This is a genomic window from Aeromonas sp. 62-46, assembly GCF_001898585.1.
Taxonomy (GTDB): Bacteria; Pseudomonadota; Gammaproteobacteria; order Enterobacterales; family Aeromonadaceae; genus Aeromonas; species Aeromonas caviae.
In genome coordinates, this window is the sequence record NZ_MKUI01000034.1 from 24,420 (window position 1) to 41,879 (window position 17,460).

The following is a 17,460-nucleotide window of genomic DNA, read 5'->3' on the forward strand; positions in this document are numbered from 1 at the left end:
GCGCGGGCTCTTGTCATCCGTGGCGTTTATCAGGCCTTGGATTTTTTCTTGTTGTCCACCTTGGTGTCGACCTTGGCTGCAACCGGGGCGGCAGCAGGGGCTTCCTCGATGAAGGGACGGCCGTAGTAGGTGTCCATCAGGATGGCTTTCAGCTCGGTGATCAGCGGGTAGCGCGGGTTGGCGCCGGTGCACTGGTCATCGAAGGCTTCCAGCGCCAGCTGGTCTACCTTGGCCAGGAAGTCCGCTTCGTTCACACCGGCTTCGCGGATGGAGGCCGGGATCCCCAGGGTGGCCTTCAGCTCGTCCAGCCAGGTCAGCAGCTTCTCGATCTTGGCGGCGGTACGGTCACCGGCAGCGGTCAGGCCCAGGTGGTCAGCCACTTCGGCGTAGCGACGGCGAGCCTGCGGACGGTCGTACTGGGAGAACGCGGTCTGCTTGGTCGGGTTGTCGTTCGCGTTGTAGCGGATGACGTTGCTGATCAGCAGGGCGTTGGCCAGGCCGTGGGGGATGTGGAACTCCGCACCCAGTTTGTGGGCCATGGAGTGGCACACACCCAGGAAGGCGTTGGCAAACGCGATACCGGCGATGGTGGCGGCGTTGTGCACCTTCTCGCGGGCAACCGGGTCGTTGGCGCCGTTGATGTAGCTGGAGGGCAGGTAGTCCTTCAGCAGTTTCAGGGCTTGCAGCGCCTGACCGTCGGAGTATTCGTTGGCCAGCACGGAGACATAGGCTTCCATGGCGTGGGTCACTGCGTCGATACCACCGAAGGCACACAGGGATTTGGGCATGCCCATCACCAGGTTGGCATCCACGATGGCCATGTTCGGGGTCAGCTCGTAGTCGGCCAGCGGGTACTTCATGCCGGTGGCGTCGTCGGTCACGACCGCAAACGGGGTCACTTCAGAACCGGTACCGGATGTGGTGGTGATACAGACCAGTTCGGCCTTCACGCCCATTTTCGGGAACTTGTAGATACGCTTGCGGATGTCCATGAAGCGCATGGCCAGGTCTTCGAACGCGGTATCCGGGTGCTCGTACATGACCCACATGATCTTGGCGGCATCCATGGGTGAACCACCACCCAGGGCGACGATCACATCCGGCTTGAAGGAGTTGGCCATCTCGGCGCCCTTGCGGACCACGGACAGGGTGGGGTCGGCTTCCACTTCGTAGAAGATCTCCACTTCCATGTTCAGCTTCTTGAGCAGGCGAACCACTTCATCGGCATAGCCGTTGTTGAACAGGAAGCGGTCGGTCACCACCATGGCGCGCTTCTTGCCTTCCAGGTCGCCCAAGGCGATCGGCAGGGAACCACGACGGAAGTAGATGGATTTCGGAAGTTTGTGCCACAGCATATTTTCTGCCCGTTTTGCGACTGTCTTCTTGTTGATCAAGTGCTTGGGACCGACGTTCTCGGAGATGGAGTTACCACTCCAGGAGCCGCAACCCAGGGTCAGGGACGGGGCCAGCGCGAAGTTGTACAGGTCACCGATACCACCCTGGGTGGAGGGGGTGTTGATGAGGATACGGGCGGTCTTCATCTTGTCGCCGAAGTACTTGATGCGGTCGGCATTGCGATCCTGGTCGGTATAGAGACCGGAGGTGTGGCCGATACCACCGATGTTGACCATGTCGCAGGCCATTTCGACGGCTTCTTCGAAGTTCTTGGCACGGAACATACCCAGGGTCGGGGAGAGTTTTTCGTGAGCGAACTCGTCTTCTGCGCAGAGTTCCAGACCTTCACCGATGAGGATCTTGGTGGTGGCAGGCACGGTCACACCGGCCATGGCGGCGATCTTGGTAGCAGGTTGGCCCACGATGTCGGCGTTCAGGGCGCCGTTGATCAGCAGCACTTTACGCACCTTGTCCGCTTCGTCCTTGGAGAGGATGTAGCCGGCGTGGGTCGCGAAACGCTCCTTGACCTGGTTGTAGATGGAGTCGACTACGATGACAGCCTGCTCGGAGGCACAGACCACGCCGTTGTCGAAGGTCTTGGACATCAGGATGGAGGCGACGGCACGCTTCACGTCGGCGGTTTCGTCGATGACGATGGGCACGTTGCCCGCACCCACGCCGATGGCGGGTTTGCCGGAGGAGTAGGCGGCCTTCACCATGCCCGGGCCACCGGTGGCCAGGATCAGGTTGATGTCGTCGTGACGCATCAGGGCGTTGGAGAGTTCGACGGAGGGTTGATCAATCCAGCCGATGATGTCTTTCGGCGCACCGGCAGCCACGGCAGCATCCAGTACCAGCTTGGCAGCGGTATTGGTGGAGTTCTTGGCGCGGGGGTGCGGGGAGAAGATGATGGCGTTGCGAGTCTTCAGGGAGATGAGGGCCTTGAAGATCGCAGTGGAAGTCGGGTTGGTGGTCGGTACGATACCGCAGATGATGCCTACCGGCTCGGCGATGGTGATGGTGCCCATCTCGTCGTCCTGGCTCAGGATGCCGCAGGTCTTTTCATCTTTATAGGCGTTGTAGATGTATTCGGAGGCGAAGTGGTTCTTGATAACCTTGTCTTCGATGATACCCATACCGGATTCAGCCACGGCCATCTGGGCCAGGGGGATACGGGCGTTGCTGGCGGCCAGGGCGGCGGCACGGAAGACCTTGTCTACCTGCTCTTGCGAGAAGCTGGCGAATTGACGCTGTGCTTCTTTGACGCGGGCAACCAGTGCATCCAGTTCAGCCAAATTGGTTACTGCCATGTTTATCTCCTGATGATTTGAAAACTGTTTAGTAAGACCTTGGCAATGCCCGGCAATTATAGCCACCTTGTCAAGGCAAGAATCACCATAACGGGGTATTTACATGCCTTAGTAAACTGTTTTCTGGCTCGATTATAGGGTCGGGATGTGTCAGAAAAGATTGATCTGGATCATATGTAACAAAAGAACAAAAGAAATTTTGTTTCACCCCTTGTCGCACCACTATGTTACGGGAGTGTGTCATCCTTTCTTGGCATCACGAGCGGCTGTCACGCGCCCTTGGAATATCTGATCAGGGAAGGGGATCCGATGAATTCTCGCCTTGACCGGGATGGGGGGAGGCGGTATCGCCGTGATGGTGGCAGAACGTCCACTCCCCTGACGTTTCATTTATGTTGAGAAAGGGGTTGTTGTTTTCATCCAGTCGCCCTGGCGAAACAGCACATCTGGCGGTGGCAGGGAGCGCGTCACCTCTTCACCGCCGGCTCCACTGGCGCCGCACCAGGGTGAGAAAGGCCAAAAATCGGGGTCACAGGAGCGGGTTGGGGCGGCAAGCAGGCGTGGTGAGAAGCAAGGGTGCCATTTGCCGACAATATCGTTTCTTGGCTGAGGGGTGATATAACGCGCTGCCATGGCACCCGGCGATGTTAATGGCGACCTCTCTCCCTTAACAACCCGATATGTTGAATTTTGTCGATACATTAGCGGAACTAACTAAAAAGCCCCGGTAAGGGTGAGATTATTTGATTGGAGAAGGGAAAAGCCATGGTGTAAATTTACGCGCAGTTTGGGGGCTGGCCCCTTGTGGCTCGTATTGGTTCTGGATGGCGCCTATGGCAGCAATAGACTTCTCTTTATACCTGAAATTTTTCGTCGGCCTGTTTGCGATCATCAACCCGCTGGGTCTGTTGCCGGTCTTTGTGAGCCTGACGGGCCACATGTCGCCGGAGGAGCGACGCAAGACCAACACCACCGCCCACATTGCCGTGATGATCATCCTGATGGTCTCCATGTGCATGGGACAGCTCATCCTCGACAGTTTCGGCATCTCCCTGGCGTCGTTTCGCATTGCCGGTGGCTCTCTCATCACCCTGATCGCCTGGTCCATGCTGCAGGGCAAGCTGGGGGAGGTGAAGCACAACAAGCAGGAGAAGGGTGAACTGGCTGCGCGTGAATCTATTGCCGTGGTGCCCCTGGCTCTGCCGCTGATGGCCGGACCCGGTGCCATCTCCTCTTCCATCGTCTATGCCAGCCAGAAGACCCTGCCCCAGATGGCCGGCATGTTCGTGGTGGTGGTGGCGTTTGCCTGCTGCTCCTGGCTCATCTTCCGCGCCGCTCCCCTGCTGTTCAAGCTGATGGGCAACACCGGCATCAACGTGGTGACCCGTATCATGGGTCTCATCATGATGTCCCTTGGCATCGAGATCATCGTGGCGGGCATCAAGGGAGTCTTCCCCGGTCTGGTGTGAGCCAGGTCCGTTTTTGTCGGAGCCGGTCCTTGTGACCGGCTTTTTATTGTTTCTTTTTTGTTGGTCATTTCCTAGAATCGAGCGGCCCTGTACGAAAAACGACCGTCTCGGGATATTTAAATGCTGAATAAATGGTTTTAAGTTGTTTTTTTGACCATGAAAGCGGCCTGTTCCTGATGATATCTATTGCATTATCAGAATTGTCAGGGAATTATGCGGGCAGCGAGGTGTTTGTCTCGTGGATAACAAATGCATGGAATGTTCTTGTTGGAGTATGGAAATGACTCATAGAAAAACAATTATTAATACCCTTTTATTGACTGCACTTTTCGGTGGCGCCACCCTGGCTCACGCCGCCGATGTCCCCGCCGGTACCAAGCTTGCTCCCGAGCAAACCCTGGTGAAAGGCAATGGTTCCGAACCCGCCACCCTGGATCCCCAGAAAGTGGAAGGTACCCCCGAATCCAACGTATTGCGTGACCTGTTCGAAGGTCTCGTCTCCTCCGGCCCCAAGGGCGAAACCCTGCCCGGCGTCGCCGAGTCCTGGGAAACCAAGGACAACAAACACTACGTGTTCCACCTGCGCAAGGATGCCAAGTGGTCCAACGGGGATCCCGTCACCGCGCATGACTTCGTCTTTGCCTTCCAGCGCGCGGTGGATCCCAAGACGGCCTCTCCCTACTCCTGGTACATGGAGATCCCGACCATCATCAATGCCTCCGACATCATCGCGGGCAAGAAGCCGGCCGACACCCTGGGCGTGAAGGCGGTGGACGATCACACCTTCGAGGTGCAGCTGGAGAAGGCGGTGCCTTACTTCGTCAGCATGCTCTCCCACACCACCACCTATCCGGTCCCGAAGAAGGTGATCGAGAAGTTCGGTGACAAGTGGACCCAGCCCGGCAACATGGTATCCAACGGCGCCTACGTGCTGAAGGACTGGGTGGTCAACGAGCGCGTCGACGTCGAGCGCAACCCCAACTACTGGAACAACGGCAAGACCGTCATCAACAAGGTGACCTACCTGCCCATCCAGTCCACCAACGCCGAGCTGAACCGCTATCTGGCTGGCGAAGTGGATCTGACCTACAACATGCCCATCGAACGCTTCAAGCAGATGAAGAAAGAGCTGCCGGACGAAGTAAAGGTCAGCGGCTATGTGGGCACCTACTACTACCAGTACAACTTCAAGCACAAGCCGTTTGACGACGTGCGGGTGCGTACCGCCCTCTCCTATGCCATCGATCGCAACGTGATCGCCGACAAGGTGATGGGCAAGGGCGAAACCCCAGGCTATACGCTCGTGCCTGACTTTGTAGATGGCTTCAAGCCGGTGGCGCCGGCCTGGTCCAAGCTGACCCAGGCAGAGCGCGATGCGAAGGCGAAAGAGCTGCTGACCGAAGCCGGTTACGGCCCGGGCAAGCCGCTCAAGTTCGAGCTGCTCTACAACACCGATGACAACCACAAAAAGGTGGCCGTGGCCGTCGCCTCCATGTGGAAGAAGCTCGGCGTGCAGGTGAGCCTGGTGAACCAGGAGTGGAAGACCTACCTGGAGACCAAGAAGCAGGGTAACTTCGACGTGGGCCGCGCCGGCTGGATTGCGGACTACAACGAAGCCTCTTCCATGCTGGATCTGATGCAGACCACCCACGGCAACAACGACGGCAAATACTCCAACCCGACGTTCGACAAGCTGATGAGCGAGTCCCGCAACCAGGTGGATGCCGAGGCGCGCAACAAGCTCTATGTCCAGGCCGAAGAGATCCTGGCCAAGGACATGCCGATCGCCCCCATCTATCAGTACGTGACCTCCCGCATGGTCAAGCCCTACGTGGGTGGCTACCCGGCCAACCCGCTGGACAACATCTACAGCAAAGACATGTACATCGTTGCTCACTGAGTAAAGACACAAGTCGCATAACAAGCAGGGCCCGCCAGACGGCGGGCCTTTATTACAACCGCGACCCTTTGGAAGCAGTACAGGACAGGAAATGTCTATGTTGAAATTCATCCTTAAACGTCTACTGGAAGCGATCCCGACTCTGCTGGTCTTGATCACCGTCTCCTTCTTCATGATGCGCTTCGCCCCGGGTAACCCCTTCACCAGCGAACGCGCCCTGCCGCCGGAAGTCCTGGCCAACATCGAAGCCAAATATGGCCTGGACAAGCCCATCGGCATGCAATACCTCACTTACCTCGGCAACCTGGTCCAGGGGGATCTGGGGCCCTCCTTCAAATACAAGGACTTCACTGTCAATGATCTGGTGAGCCAGGCCCTGCCTGTCTCCGCCAAGATAGGCTCGGTCGCCTTCCTGCTGGCAGTGACCCTGGGGGTCACCTTCGGCACCATTGCGGCCCTGAAACAGAACACCCTCATCGACTACCTGTTGATGTCGTCGGCCATGGCCGGGGTGGTGATACCCGGCTTCGTCCTGGCACCGCTGCTGGTGCTCTTCTTCAGTATCTATCTGGGCTGGTTCCCGGCGGGAGGCTGGCAGGGGGGCGGCGCCCAGTTCATGGTACTGCCGGTGTTCGGCATGATGATGTACTACATCTCGGCCATCTCCCGCATCATGCGCGGCAGCATGATCGAGACCATGAACTCCAACTTCATCCGTACCGCCCGCGCCAAGGGGCTGCCTCTGCGCCACATCATCCTCAAGCACGCGCTGCGCCCGGCCATGCTGCCGGTGGTCTCCTACCTGGGACCGGCCTTCGTGGGCATCATCACCGGCTCTGTGGTCATCGAGACCATCTTCGGCCTGCCGGGGATTGGCCAGTTGTTCGTCAACGGTGCCCTCAACCGTGATTACTCCATGGTGCTCGGTCTGACCATTCTGGTCGGCGCCCTCACCATCACCTTTAACGCCGTGGTCGATATTCTCTATGCCGTCATCGATCCCAAGATCCGTTACTAAGCCGGGAGTACATCATGGTAGTCACAACTGAAAAGCGCGAAGCCGTCGAGGCGTTCGCCCAGAAAGTGGAAGTGGTGGAAGGACGCTCCCTGTGGAAGGATGCCCGTCGCCGTTTCCTGCGCAACAAGGCGGCCCTGACCAGCCTCATCATCCTGACCATCATCGGTCTGGCGGTGATCGTGGGGCCCCACCTGTCCCAGTACACGTTCGATGACCCGGACTGGGGGGCCATGCAGAGTGCCCCGGACATGGAGACCGGCCACTGGTTCGGCACCGACAGCCTGGGGCGCGACCTGTTCGTGCGTACCCTGCTCGGCGGACGCATCTCCCTGATGGTCGGCATCATGGGGGCCCTGGTGGCCGTCATCATCGGCACCCTCTATGGCGCCGCGTCCGGCTTCATCGGCGGTCGCGTCGACAGCCTGATGATGCGCGTGCTGGAGATCCTCAACGCCTTCCCCTTCATGTTCTTCGTGATCATGCTGGTGACCTTCTTTGGTCGCAACCTGGCCCTCATCTTCCTCGCCATCGGCGCGGTGAGCTGGCTCGACATGGCGCGGATCGTGCGCGGCCAGACCCTGAGTCTCAAGAGCAAGGAGTTCATCGAGGCGGCCCACGTCTGCGGCGTCTCCAAGTGGAAGATCATCACCCGTCATATCGTGCCCAACGTGCTCGGCATAGTGGCGGTTTACGCCACCCTGCTGGTGCCGGGGATGATCATGTTCGAATCCTTCCTGAGCTTCCTGGGTCTGGGCGTGCAAGAGCCCATGACCAGCTGGGGCGCCCTGCTGGATGAAGGCTCCAAGTCGATGGAAGTGGCCATCTGGCAACTCCTGTTCCCCGCCGGTTTCATGGTGGTGACCCTGTTCTGCTTCAACTTCCTCGGGGATGGTCTGCGTGATGCCCTGGATCCCAAGGATCGCTGATACCCAGGGACCGGCAAGACGCCAAGGGGCCATCAGACCCGTTCAGGGAACGCACTGCGTTCACCACGGGCAGGCCCCCATCACGACAGCGCGATAAGGAGTACTGAGATGAAATTACTGGATGTGAAAGATCTGCGGGTCGAGTTCAAGACCCCGGACGGCAATGTGGTGGCCGTCAACGACCTCAACTTTTCTCTTTCTGCTGGCGAAACCCTGGGGATCGTCGGGGAGTCAGGCTCAGGGAAGTCCCAGACTGCCTTTGCCATCATGGGGCTGCTCGCCAAGAACGGTATCATCACCGGCTCGGCCAAATTTCAGGGGGACGAGATCCTGAATCTGCCGGAGCACAAGCTCAACAAGATCCGCTCCGAGAAGATCGCCATGATCTTCCAGGACCCCATGACGTCGCTCAACCCCTACATGAAGGTCAAGGATCAGCTGATGGAAGTGCTGATGCTGCACAAGGGGATGACCAAGGCTGCCGCCTTCGAGGAGTCGGTGCGCATGCTGGACGCGGTGAAGATCCCCGAGTCGCGCAAGCGGATGAACATGTACCCCCACGAGTTCTCAGGCGGCATGCGCCAGCGGGTGATGATCGCCATGGCGCTCCTGTGCCGGCCGCAGCTGCTCATCGCCGACGAGCCGACCACGGCGCTGGACGTGACGGTACAGGCCCAGATCATGACCCTGATGAACGAGCTCAAGCGCGAGTTCAACACCGCCATCATCATGATCACCCACGATCTTGGCGTCGTGGCCGGCATCTGCGACAAGGTGCTGGTGATGTACGCAGGCCGGACCATGGAGTACGGCCGGGTCAACGATATCTTCTATCGCCCGAGCCACCCCTATACAGAAGGCTTGCTGCGCGCCATTCCCCGCCTCGACACCGAAGGGGAAGAGCTGCCCACCATTCCGGGCAATCCGCCCAACCTGCTGCGTTTGCCCACCGGCTGTCCCTTCCAGGAGCGTTGCCACCGGGTGAGCGAGATTTGTGGCCAGCAATCGCCGATCCTGACGCCGTTCAACGACGGCCGGGAGCGGGCCTGCCATTGGGTGTCTGATGCCATCAATGCCAAGGAGGTGAGCGTATGAATGCTGTTATATGCGGCCAGCAATCCTCCAAGCTCCTGACGCCGTTCAACGACGGCCGGGAGCGGGCGTGCCACTGGGTATCGGATGCCATGATCAAGGGAGTGAACTAAATGGGTACTGACAAGAAACTGCTGCTGGAAGTGTCCGACCTCAAGGTTCACTTCCATATCAAGAGTGACAAGGCCTGGCCCTGGGCCAAGCCCTCCGCCCTGAAGGCGGTGGACGGGGTGACCCTGCGCCTCTACGAAGGGGAGACCCTGGGCGTCGTGGGGGAGTCCGGTTGCGGCAAATCCACCTTCGCCCGTGCCCTCATCGGCCTGGTACCGGCCACCGACGGCAAGGTTGTGTGGCTTGGGCAGGACTTGACCAAGCTCGAGCAGAACGCCCTGCGGGAGAAGCGCAAGGAGATCCAGATGATCTTCCAGGACCCGCTGGCCTCCCTGAACCCCCGCATGACCATAGGGGACATCATCGCCGAGCCCCTCATCACCTTCTACCCGACCCTGCCAAGGGAAGAGGTGAAGGAGAAGGTGCGCGCCATGATGACCAAGGTGGGCCTGCTGCCCAACCTGGTGAACCGTTACCCCCATGAGTTCTCCGGCGGCCAGTGCCAGCGCATCGGCATCGCCCGGGCGCTCATCCTCGAGCCCAAGATGATCATCTGTGACGAGCCGGTCTCGGCGCTGGATGTTTCCATCCAGGCTCAGGTGGTGAACCTGCTCAAATCCCTGCAAAAGGAGATGGGGCTCTCCCTCATCTTCATCGCCCACGACCTCTCCGTGGTCAAACACATCTCCGATCGGGTGCTGGTGATGTACCTGGGCAACGCGGTGGAGCTGGGGACCGGCAAGGAGATCTTCGCCAATCCCCTGCACCCCTATACCAAGGCGCTGATGTCGGCGGTCCCCATCCCGGATCCGGATCTGGAGCGCAGCAAGGTCATCCAGATCCTGGAAGGGGATTTGCCATCCCCCATGAATCCGCCCTCCGGTTGCGTGTTCCGTACCCGCTGCCCGGTGGCAGGCCCGGAGTGCGCCAAGACCCGGCCCCAGCTCGAGGGCAACTTCGACCACGCGGTTTCCTGTCTCAAGGTGGACCCGCTCTGAGAACCTGTTAACGATCTTGCTGCGAGGCCGTGATCAAGGCTCATGCGCTGCTCGCTTGTTTGTAACAAAGAGTGCTCATGTATTCATATACATTCCGGTTCCCGCGCTGCTCTTTACCTTGTTGACGACCTCTCGCGACAGATCGTAGACAGGTTCTAAGGAGAGCCATATTGCGAGGGGCGCCCAGGTGGCGCCCCTTTTTCATGGGACGGTGAAGATGCCTCTTGGCGCCATCTTCCCGGACTGTTACTATCCGCCGCACAAGGGGAGTAACTTCTCGCCGGTTTGTCGTCATTACGGTGCACCCATATCCTGCAGTGCACCCGGCAGCCGGGCAGTCGATGTCAATCGGCTGTAAGTGAGACCTTGCCGAGAGGCAAGGTGTATCTGCTCCAAACGCGAACCCACTGCCTCCCGGCCGTGGGTTTTGTCGTTTTGGGAGAAGTGAAAATGGGTGAATGGTGGATGTGGACCGGTTTCTTCAGCATAGTGCTGGTCCTGTTGTGGATTGATATCCGCTTTGTCGGTGGCGGCAAGGCGCACAAGGTGTCGCTGAAAGAGGCGGGCATCTGGTCTCTCATCTGGGTCAGCGTGGCGCTCCTGTTCAACCTGGCCATCTGGCTCTGGCTGGATCACAGTGCCGGGCGCGAAATCGCGAACCAGAAGGGGCTGGAGTTTCTCACCGGCTACCTCATCGAAAAGGCACTGGCGGTGGACAACGTCTTCGTCTGGCTGATGCTGTTCGGCTACTTCGCCATCCCGGCGGAGCTGCAGCGCCGGGTCCTGCTCTACGGGGTGCTGGGGGCCATCGTGATGCGCGCCGGCATGGTGTTCGCGGGCAGCTGGCTCATCGAGCAGTTCCACTGGATCCTCTACCTGTTCGGGGCCTTCCTGCTGCTGACCGGTGCCAAGATGCTGTGGGCGGCCGACAAGGAGCCGGATCTCGAGAACAATGCCCTGCTCGGCTGGATGCGTCGTCGCTTCAAGGTGACCGAGACGCTGGAGGGGGAGAAGTTCTTCGTCTGGCGTGACGGTGTGCGCTACGCGACCCCGCTGCTGCTCATCCTGGTGCTGGTGGAGGTGAGCGACCTCATCTTCGCGGTGGACAGTATCCCGGCCATCTTCGCGGTGACCACGGATCCCTTCATCGTGCTCACCTCCAACATCTTCGCCATCATGGGGCTGCGCGCCATGTACTTCCTGCTGGCCGGGGTGGCCGATCGCTTCGCCCTGCTCAAATACGGCCTGGCGCTGATCCTGATGTTCATCGGGGTCAAGATGTTGCTGCTCGATATCTTCAAGATACCGACCGGCATCGCCCTTGGCGTGGTGGCGCTGATCCTGCTGGCTTCCATGGGGCTGAGTCTGCTGATGACCCGCAAAAAGGCGGCGTGAACGGTGCAATAAAAAGGGCTCCCTCGGGAGCCCTTTTTCATGTCAGCAATTTGCTTAGCGCTTGATCTTCTTGGGGTTGGTGTAGCCCCAGACGGTGTACATGTCCGCCAAGAGGGCACCGTTGTACTCCTCCAGATCGGATTGTTTCACTTCAGCATCACCCTGGCGTCCGAACAGGACCACCTCGTCACCGGGTTTGATCCCCTTGATGTCGGTGACGTCCACCATGGTGGTGTTCATGGAAGTCTTGCCCACGACGGGAGCCTTCTGGCCATGGATCAGCACATAGGCCTTGTTGCTCATGGCGCGGCGGTAGCCGTCGGAGTAGCCCATCGGCAGGTTGGCCAGCAGGGAGTCGCGCTTGAGGGTGAAGGTGCGGTCATAGCCGACGGTGTTGCCCGCCGGGTAGTGGTTGACGGAGGCGACCTGGGTCTTGAACGCCATCACCTTCTTGTACTCGGTGTAGGAGGGAATGGTGTCGCCATAGATGATGCCGCCCGGGCGCACCATGTCAAAGTAGGCTTCCGGCACTTCCAGGGTGGCGAAGGAGTTGGCGGCGTGGATGGTGAGCTTGCTGCGATCCAGCTTGCCGGCGTCGATGAGCCACTGGTAGTCCAGCTTGAACTGGGCCAGCCCCAGCTTGACGTCCTCTTTCTCCTCCACCGGGAAGTGGGTCATGATGCCGACCGGGGTGAGCCCCTTGAGCTTGAGCATGGCCAGGGCATCGGCCTTGGCATCGTCCTGGCGCAGATCGATGCCGTTGCGGCTCATGCCGGCGGAGTTCAGGCCGATGTGCACCGGGATGTTGGTGTGATGGCGCTGGGCGATGTCGGCGATCCCCTTGGCGCTCTCCAGGCTGCCGATGAGCTCTTCCAGCTTGTAGGGCAGGGCCTGCTCCACTTCATCCGGGGTGGCGGCACGCACCCGCATCAGGCGACCTTCGAAGCCCTTCTCGCGGGCAACACGTGCTTCTTCGTTGCTGGCGATGCCGATGCAGGGGATGCCTGCCTTGACCACCGAGGGGACCAGCAGGTCGATGCCGTGACCGTAGGCGTCCGCCTTCATGATGGCGCAGATCTGCGGGCCCTTGTCACCGAGGCGATTCTTCAGGGTCTGGATGTTGTGCTCGAAGGCACCGAGATCCACTTCCAGCCAGGCGTTGGCGGCGGTCTGTTCCTGACCGTTGCGGTGGTCGTCGGCGAGCGGCAGGTAGGGGGCGGCGACCGCCTGGCCGGCCAGCAGGCCAAAGATCAGGGTCGCGAGCAGTGTTTTCTTGTGCATGGGGCAAGTCCTTTCTTATTGTCTTGAGTTGAGGCTGGGCTCATCGCTGAGGCGAGCTGCGGCAGGTCTGGTCATGGCATGTTGCTATGCTAATGATATATTTCACTTTTTATCCAGATGCCGACTCTGGGAGTGTATCTCAACGGCGTCAATCGTGGCACGTGTTGCAGGAAGAAAATATGAAGCTGACGTTGCGGATTCCACCGCTGCTGCTGTTCGTCGTCATCGTGCTCGCCATGTGGCTGGGGCGGGGCGAGGGGAGGGCAGCGCCCCTGTGGCTGGTGCTGGTCGCCACGCTGTGGCTGGTGGGAGCCCTGCTGGGGGGCGGTGCGCTTCTGCATTTCTGGCAGCAGCGCACCACTGTGCACCCCCAGCGGCTGGAGAACAGCCGGGTGCTGGTGACCCGGGGCGTCTATCGCATCAGCCGCAATCCCATGTACCTGGGGCTGCTCTGCTGGACCCTGGCGCTGGCGTGCTATCTGGAGGGCATGGCAGTGTGGCTCGGGCCGCTGCTGCTCTGGGGCTGGCTTACCCGCTTCCAGATCCTGGCGGAGGAGCAGGCGCTGCGGCGACAATTCGGCGATGCCTATGACGACTATTGCCGACAGGTCAGGCGCTGGTGCTGAGGCGCGGTGTGCCCCATCAGGCATATGACAACGGCCCGCAGAGGCGGGCCGTTGTCATGGGGGTCAGGGGGGATCACGCCTTGGCGGTGTCCACCTCGCCGAGGGGGGCGGTCTCACCCAGGCTGTCTTCGCTCTTGGCTACCACGCTCGCGGCGATGGCGTTGCCCAGCACGTTGGTGGCGGAGCGCCCCATGTCGAGGAAGTGGTCGATACCGAGCAGCAGCAGGATGCCCGCTTCCGGGATGTGGAACTGGTTGAGGGTGGCGGCAATCACCACCAGGGAGGCGCGGGGCACCCCGGCCATTCCCTTGGAAGTAACCATCAGCAGCAGCAGCATGGTGATCTGCTGGGCCGTGGAGAGCTCGATGCCATAGGCCTGGGCGATGAACATCACCGCGAAGGTGCAGTACATCATGGAGCCGTCCAGGTTGAAGGAATAGCCCATGGGGAGCACGAAGCTGGCGATGCGCTTGTCACAGCCAAATTTCTCCAGCCTGTCCAGGGTCTTGGGGTAGGCGGCCTCGGAGCTGGCGGTGGAGAAGGCCAGCAGGATGGGCTCGCGGATGAGGGCGAGCAGGGTCAGGATGCGGCGGCGGATGAAGAGGCTGCCCATGGCGATGAGCAGCAGCCAGAGGCAGCCGAGCGCCAGATAGAACTGGGCCATGAAGGTGCCATAGGTGGCGAGGATGCCGAGCCCCTCCTTGGCGACCATGGCGGCGATGGCGCCAAACACCGCGAACGGGGCGAAGTTCATCACGTAGCCGGTCACCTTGAGCATGATCTCGGCGCCGCTGGCCATCAGCTTGACCACGGGCTTGGCGTCGTCCCCCAGGGCGGCGGCGGCCAGCCCGAAGAAGAGGGAGAAGACCACGATCTGCAGGATCTCGTTGGTGGCCATCGCCTCGACCACGCTTTTCGGGATGGCGTGGGTCACGAAATCCTTGAGGGAGATGGCGGTGGCAACCACGCCTGAGCTGGTGCCGTCATCGGGCAGGGAGAGGGAGAGCCCCACCCCAGGTTGCATCAGGTGGACCATGACCAGCCCCAGGGTCAGGGACATCAGGGAGGCGAGCATGAACCAGCCCAGGGTCTTGACGCCGATGCGGCCCACGGTGCGGGTGTCGCCCATCTTGGCGATACCGACCACGAGCGTGGTGAACACCAGGGGGGCGATGATCATCTTGATGAGGCGCAGGAAGATGTCGGTCAGCAGGGTGATGTCATCGGCAAAGCCTGCGGCCTGTGCGGGCGCGAGCAGGCGATAACCCTGCCCGGTCACGATGCCAAGCAACATCGCAATGAGGATGGCAACGGTCAACTTGTTCATTTTCATGGGGGAGTTCCGGTTTCGATAGGTGCAATGCCTGTGCAGGCGGCGAGGGGCCGCCTCAGTCCTTTTTTGTGATCCGGGCGGTGGAATCCAGACAGCCGGTGTGCTGGAGCATGCCTAATCGCGAAGGGGAAATCCAGTGACTTGTTTCGGAGTTTTGTGCTGTTGTTAGCTGCATTTGATATGCATCTTGTGATTTATTTGTATTAATCGCTGTTTATTTTAATTTTCGCGAGATAAACAGCTTCCATGCTCTGCGCGTCCCGGGGGCTGGCCTCCAGGGTGAAGACGAGCAGGGCCGAGGTGCGATGTTCCACCTGCATGTCGTCCATGAAGGTGTCTGGCTCGTACTCGTCGAACCCGAATTGGGGGCGGGTCGGGGTGACCCTGACGGCATCCCGCGACAGGGTCAGCGTCTCGACCTGAATCCAGGGGTATCCCTTTGCCAGTGCCACCTCACCGGCCCGCTTGAGCACGTATTTGCGCGCCGTTTCCCTGTCCACCAGATCGTTGCCCACAAACTCCAGTTGCCAGCGGGCCGGGCCAAGCTGGGTCTGTGAAAAACCGGTCTGGCCATTCCAGAACGATTTTTCACTGTCATAGGCGGTGGCGCAGCCCGCGAGCTGGCCGACCAGCAGGGCGCTGAGGGCAAGGGTGCAGAAAGTACGAAGGGAAGGCAACATGATGCGGGCCGCTTGGCAAAGGGGGTTTTACTACAGCACAAAGGGATCGGAGAGACAATCGCGGCGGAAGACCATAAAAGAAAAGGCCTTGTCGTCTGACAAGGCCTTTCTCGGGGAATTTGGTCGGTGTGAGAGGATTCGAACCTCCGACCCTCTACACCCCATGCAGATGCGCTACCTGGCTGCGCTACACACCGACGGAGTCAGCTCGGCTGACGGGGAGGGAGTTTATGGAGATGCCCCGACCCTGTCAACAGGGGAAATCCAGGTTCGAGATCGTTTGCCTGCTTTGCGAGCAACTTTGGATCAAAGTGCGACCAGTGGTGCATTTTGTCGGCACTTCACCGCTGTCTTGCAGGAAAAACGGCCGCCCGGAGGCGGCCGTTTGGCGTGATGCTCTCAAGCCGAGATCAGCGGTTGAAGGTCAAGCGCTTGCCCAATACCTTGTCGGTGACCTGGCCGTTCTGCCAGGCAATCTGCCCGTTGACCAGGGTCATCTCAAGCAGGGCGCGCTGGAAGCGGTCATCATCCAGATCAGCGGTTGAAGGTGAGCCGCTTGCCCAATACCTTGTCGGTGACCTGACCGTTCTGCCAGGCTATTTGCCCGTTGACCAGGGTCATCTCGATGGTGCTCTGGAAGCGGTAGCCGTTGAACGGGGACCAGCCGCACAGATAGAGCAGGTTGCTTTCGGTGACCACGTAGGGCTTGCCGAGATCCAGCAGCACCAGGTCGGCGAAGTAGCCTTCCCGGATGTAGCCGCGATCCTGCACCTGGAAGCGTTCGGCCACCGCGTGGGAGGTCTTCTTGACGATGGTTTCCAGGCTGAAGACCCCGTTGTGGTAGAGCTCCAGCAGCGCCTGCAGGGAGTGCTGCACCAGGGGCACGCCGGACGGCGCCTTGAAGTAGCTGTTCTGCTTCTCTTCCCAGGTGTGGGGGGCGTGGTCGGTGGCGATGATGTCGAGTACGTCGTTGCGTACCGCATCCAGCAGGGCGTGCTGGTCGGCAGCGCTCTTCACCGCCGGGTTGCACTTGATCTGGCTGCCCAGGGTGTCGTAGTCCGCCTCGTTGAAGAAGAGGTGGTGGACGCACACTTCGGCGGTGATGTTCTTGTCCTTGAGATCCTTCAGATCCGGGGTGGCGGTAAAGAGCGAGAGCTCTTTCGCCGTGGTCAGGTGCAGCACGTGCAGCTTGGCGCCGTACTGCTTGGCCAGGGAGACCGCCATGCTGGAGGATTTGTAGCAGGCGTCCGCGCTGCGGATGCGGCCGTGCTCGCGCATGGGCACGTCTTCGCCCCACTTGGCGCGGGCTTCGTCTTCCAGCACCTTGATGGACGGGGTGTCCTCGCAGTGGGTGACGATCATCACCGGGCTTTCGCGGAAGATGGCTGCCAGGGTCTCCTGGTTGTCCACCAGCATGTTGCCGGTGGAGGCCCCCATGAAGATCTTGATGCCGCAGGACTGCTTGGGATCGAGTTTCTTGATCTCTTCCAGGTTGTCGTTGGTGGCACCCAGGTAGAAGCTGTAGTTGGCGGCGGCGGAGTTGGCGGCGATCTGGTATTTGGCTTCGAGGGCGTCGATGGTGGTGGTCTGGGGATTGACGTTGGGCATTTCCATGAAGCTGGTGGTGCCACCGGCCACGGCGGCCCGGGATTCACTGGCGATGGTTCCCTTGTGGGTCAGACCGGGCTCCCGGAAGTGGACCTGATCATCGATCATCCCGGGGATGAGATGACGGCCCGTTGCATCGATCACCACGGCATCGGGGGCACTGATGTCCGGGGCGACGCGGGCGATCCGCTCACCCTCGATCAGGACGTCGGAGGCATAGATGCGGCCTTCGTTGACCAGGGTGGCATTCTTGATAAGCAATTTGTTCATGGGGGGTTCCAGTTCCTTTGCCGATAATCCGGGGTCATAATATCGCAA

General features: G+C 60.1%; 15 protein-coding genes and 1 tRNA gene. 10 read left to right on the plus strand and 6 right to left on the minus strand.

Annotation, left to right across the window (positions count from 1 at the left end):
* Positions 1 to 29: 29 nt before the first annotated feature.
* Entirely contained in the window at positions 30 to 2,705 is a 2,676-nt protein-coding gene (gene adhE, locus BGO64_RS11410; protein WP_041215422.1) for a bifunctional acetaldehyde-CoA/alcohol dehydrogenase, read from the minus strand.
* 833 nt (positions 2,706 to 3,538) lie between these two features.
* On the opposite strand from adhE, the gene BGO64_RS11415 reads away from it, so the two are divergent.
* The 8 genes from BGO64_RS11415 (at position 3,539) to BGO64_RS11450 (ending at position 11,614) form a co-directional block, all read left to right on the plus strand.
* Positions 3,539 to 4,174, plus strand: coding sequence for a YchE family NAAT transporter (locus tag BGO64_RS11415; RefSeq protein WP_010674328.1), 636 nt, complete (start codon positions 3,539 to 3,541; stop codon positions 4,172 to 4,174).
* A 280-nt stretch (positions 4,175 to 4,454) separates the two neighbouring features.
* Entirely contained in the window at positions 4,455 to 6,074 is a 1,620-nt protein-coding gene (locus tag BGO64_RS11420; RefSeq protein ID WP_041212840.1) for an ABC transporter substrate-binding protein, read from the plus strand.
* A 97-nt stretch (positions 6,075 to 6,171) separates the two neighbouring features.
* On the plus strand, positions 6,172 to 7,092 hold the full coding sequence (gene oppB / locus BGO64_RS11425; protein ID WP_010674330.1) for an oligopeptide ABC transporter permease OppB: 921 nt from the start codon (positions 6,172 to 6,174) through the stop codon (positions 7,090 to 7,092).
* Between the two features lie 14 nt (positions 7,093 to 7,106).
* The gene (oppC, locus tag BGO64_RS11430; RefSeq protein ID WP_010674331.1) at positions 7,107 to 8,018 is read left to right on the plus strand and encodes an oligopeptide ABC transporter permease OppC; all 912 of its coding nucleotides are present in this window, start codon (positions 7,107 to 7,109) and stop codon (positions 8,016 to 8,018) included.
* A 108-nt stretch (positions 8,019 to 8,126) separates the two neighbouring features.
* Complete coding sequence (locus tag BGO64_RS11435) at positions 8,127 to 9,113, plus strand: ABC transporter ATP-binding protein (RefSeq protein WP_286700687.1); 987 nt, start codon at positions 8,127 to 8,129, stop codon at positions 9,111 to 9,113.
* On the plus strand, positions 9,110 to 9,223 hold the full coding sequence (locus BGO64_RS11440; RefSeq protein WP_016351082.1) for a hypothetical protein: 114 nt from the start codon (positions 9,110 to 9,112) through the stop codon (positions 9,221 to 9,223). The genes BGO64_RS11435 and BGO64_RS11440 overlap by 4 nt, the downstream gene beginning before the upstream one ends.
* Entirely contained in the window at positions 9,224 to 10,219 is a 996-nt protein-coding gene (gene oppF, locus BGO64_RS11445; protein ID WP_010674333.1) for a murein tripeptide/oligopeptide ABC transporter ATP binding protein OppF, read from the plus strand. It begins immediately after the preceding gene.
* A 450-nt stretch (positions 10,220 to 10,669) separates the two neighbouring features.
* The gene (locus BGO64_RS11450) at positions 10,670 to 11,614 is read left to right on the plus strand and encodes a TerC family protein (protein WP_029314355.1); all 945 of its coding nucleotides are present in this window, start codon (positions 10,670 to 10,672) and stop codon (positions 11,612 to 11,614) included.
* Between the two features lie 54 nt (positions 11,615 to 11,668).
* Here BGO64_RS11450 and alr read toward each other — a convergent pair whose 3' ends face one another.
* A complete protein-coding gene (alr, locus tag BGO64_RS11455) occupies positions 11,669 to 12,895 on the minus strand; it encodes an alanine racemase (protein WP_286700688.1) in 1,227 nt (408 codons plus the stop codon).
* A gap of 179 nt (positions 12,896 to 13,074) precedes the next feature.
* On the opposite strand from alr, the gene BGO64_RS11460 reads away from it, so the two are divergent.
* Positions 13,075 to 13,521: a methyltransferase family protein gene (locus BGO64_RS11460; RefSeq protein ID WP_286700689.1), complete on the plus strand. Its 447-nt coding sequence runs from the start codon at positions 13,075 to 13,077 to the stop codon at positions 13,519 to 13,521.
* A gap of 73 nt (positions 13,522 to 13,594) precedes the next feature.
* On the opposite strand, the gene BGO64_RS11465 is transcribed toward BGO64_RS11460, so the two are convergent.
* The 3 genes from BGO64_RS11465 to BGO64_RS11475 form a co-directional block, all read right to left on the minus strand.
* Complete coding sequence (locus BGO64_RS11465; RefSeq protein WP_045525467.1) at positions 13,595 to 14,854, minus strand: dicarboxylate/amino acid:cation symporter; 1,260 nt, start codon at positions 14,852 to 14,854, stop codon at positions 13,595 to 13,597.
* A 203-nt stretch (positions 14,855 to 15,057) separates the two neighbouring features.
* The gene (locus BGO64_RS11470) at positions 15,058 to 15,534 is read right to left on the minus strand and encodes a CC0125/CC1285 family lipoprotein (RefSeq protein ID WP_223955526.1); all 477 of its coding nucleotides are present in this window, start codon (positions 15,532 to 15,534) and stop codon (positions 15,058 to 15,060) included.
* A gap of 120 nt (positions 15,535 to 15,654) precedes the next feature.
* Positions 15,655 to 15,731: transfer RNA gene (locus BGO64_RS11475), tRNA-Pro, on the minus strand.
* 33 nt (positions 15,732 to 15,764) lie between these two features.
* Between BGO64_RS11475 and BGO64_RS11480 the strand changes: the two genes are divergently transcribed.
* The gene (locus tag BGO64_RS11480) at positions 15,765 to 16,079 is read left to right on the plus strand and encodes a hypothetical protein (RefSeq protein ID WP_201887680.1); all 315 of its coding nucleotides are present in this window, start codon (positions 15,765 to 15,767) and stop codon (positions 16,077 to 16,079) included.
* On the opposite strand, the gene BGO64_RS11485 is transcribed toward BGO64_RS11480, so the two are convergent.
* A complete protein-coding gene (locus tag BGO64_RS11485; RefSeq protein ID WP_286700690.1) occupies positions 16,069 to 17,412 on the minus strand; it encodes a dihydroorotase in 1,344 nt (447 codons plus the stop codon). The two genes, BGO64_RS11480 and BGO64_RS11485, sit on opposite strands and share 11 nt — an antisense overlap.
* Positions 17,413 to 17,460: the final 48 nt, after the last annotated feature.

Excerpts from the sequence above, each read along its gene's own strand:
- adhE (WP_041215422.1), bottom strand. The coding sequence starts at position 2,705 with ATGGCAGTAACCAATTTGGCTGAACTGGATGCACTGGTTGCCCGCGTC.
- BGO64_RS11415 (WP_010674328.1), top strand. The coding sequence starts at position 3,539 with ATGGCAGCAATAGACTTCTCTTTATACCTGAAATTTTTCGTCGGCCTG.
- BGO64_RS11420 (WP_041212840.1), top strand. The coding sequence starts at position 4,455 with ATGACTCATAGAAAAACAATTATTAATACCCTTTTATTGACTGCACTT.
- oppB (WP_010674330.1), top strand. The coding sequence starts at position 6,172 with ATGTTGAAATTCATCCTTAAACGTCTACTGGAAGCGATCCCGACTCTG.
- oppC (WP_010674331.1), top strand. The coding sequence starts at position 7,107 with ATGGTAGTCACAACTGAAAAGCGCGAAGCCGTCGAGGCGTTCGCCCAG.
- BGO64_RS11435 (WP_286700687.1), top strand. The coding sequence starts at position 8,127 with ATGAAATTACTGGATGTGAAAGATCTGCGGGTCGAGTTCAAGACCCCG.
- BGO64_RS11440 (WP_016351082.1), top strand. The coding sequence starts at position 9,110 with ATGAATGCTGTTATATGCGGCCAGCAATCCTCCAAGCTCCTGACGCCG.
- oppF (WP_010674333.1), top strand. The coding sequence starts at position 9,224 with ATGGGTACTGACAAGAAACTGCTGCTGGAAGTGTCCGACCTCAAGGTT.
- BGO64_RS11450 (WP_029314355.1), top strand. The coding sequence starts at position 10,670 with ATGGGTGAATGGTGGATGTGGACCGGTTTCTTCAGCATAGTGCTGGTC.
- alr (WP_286700688.1), bottom strand. The coding sequence starts at position 12,895 with ATGCACAAGAAAACACTGCTCGCGACCCTGATCTTTGGCCTGCTGGCC.
- BGO64_RS11460 (WP_286700689.1), top strand. The coding sequence starts at position 13,075 with ATGAAGCTGACGTTGCGGATTCCACCGCTGCTGCTGTTCGTCGTCATC.
- BGO64_RS11465 (WP_045525467.1), bottom strand. The coding sequence starts at position 14,854 with ATGAAAATGAACAAGTTGACCGTTGCCATCCTCATTGCGATGTTGCTT.
- BGO64_RS11470 (WP_223955526.1), bottom strand. The coding sequence starts at position 15,534 with ATGTTGCCTTCCCTTCGTACTTTCTGCACCCTTGCCCTCAGCGCCCTG.
- BGO64_RS11480 (WP_201887680.1), top strand. The coding sequence starts at position 15,765 with ATGGAGATGCCCCGACCCTGTCAACAGGGGAAATCCAGGTTCGAGATC.
- BGO64_RS11485 (WP_286700690.1), bottom strand. The coding sequence starts at position 17,412 with ATGAACAAATTGCTTATCAAGAATGCCACCCTGGTCAACGAAGGCCGC.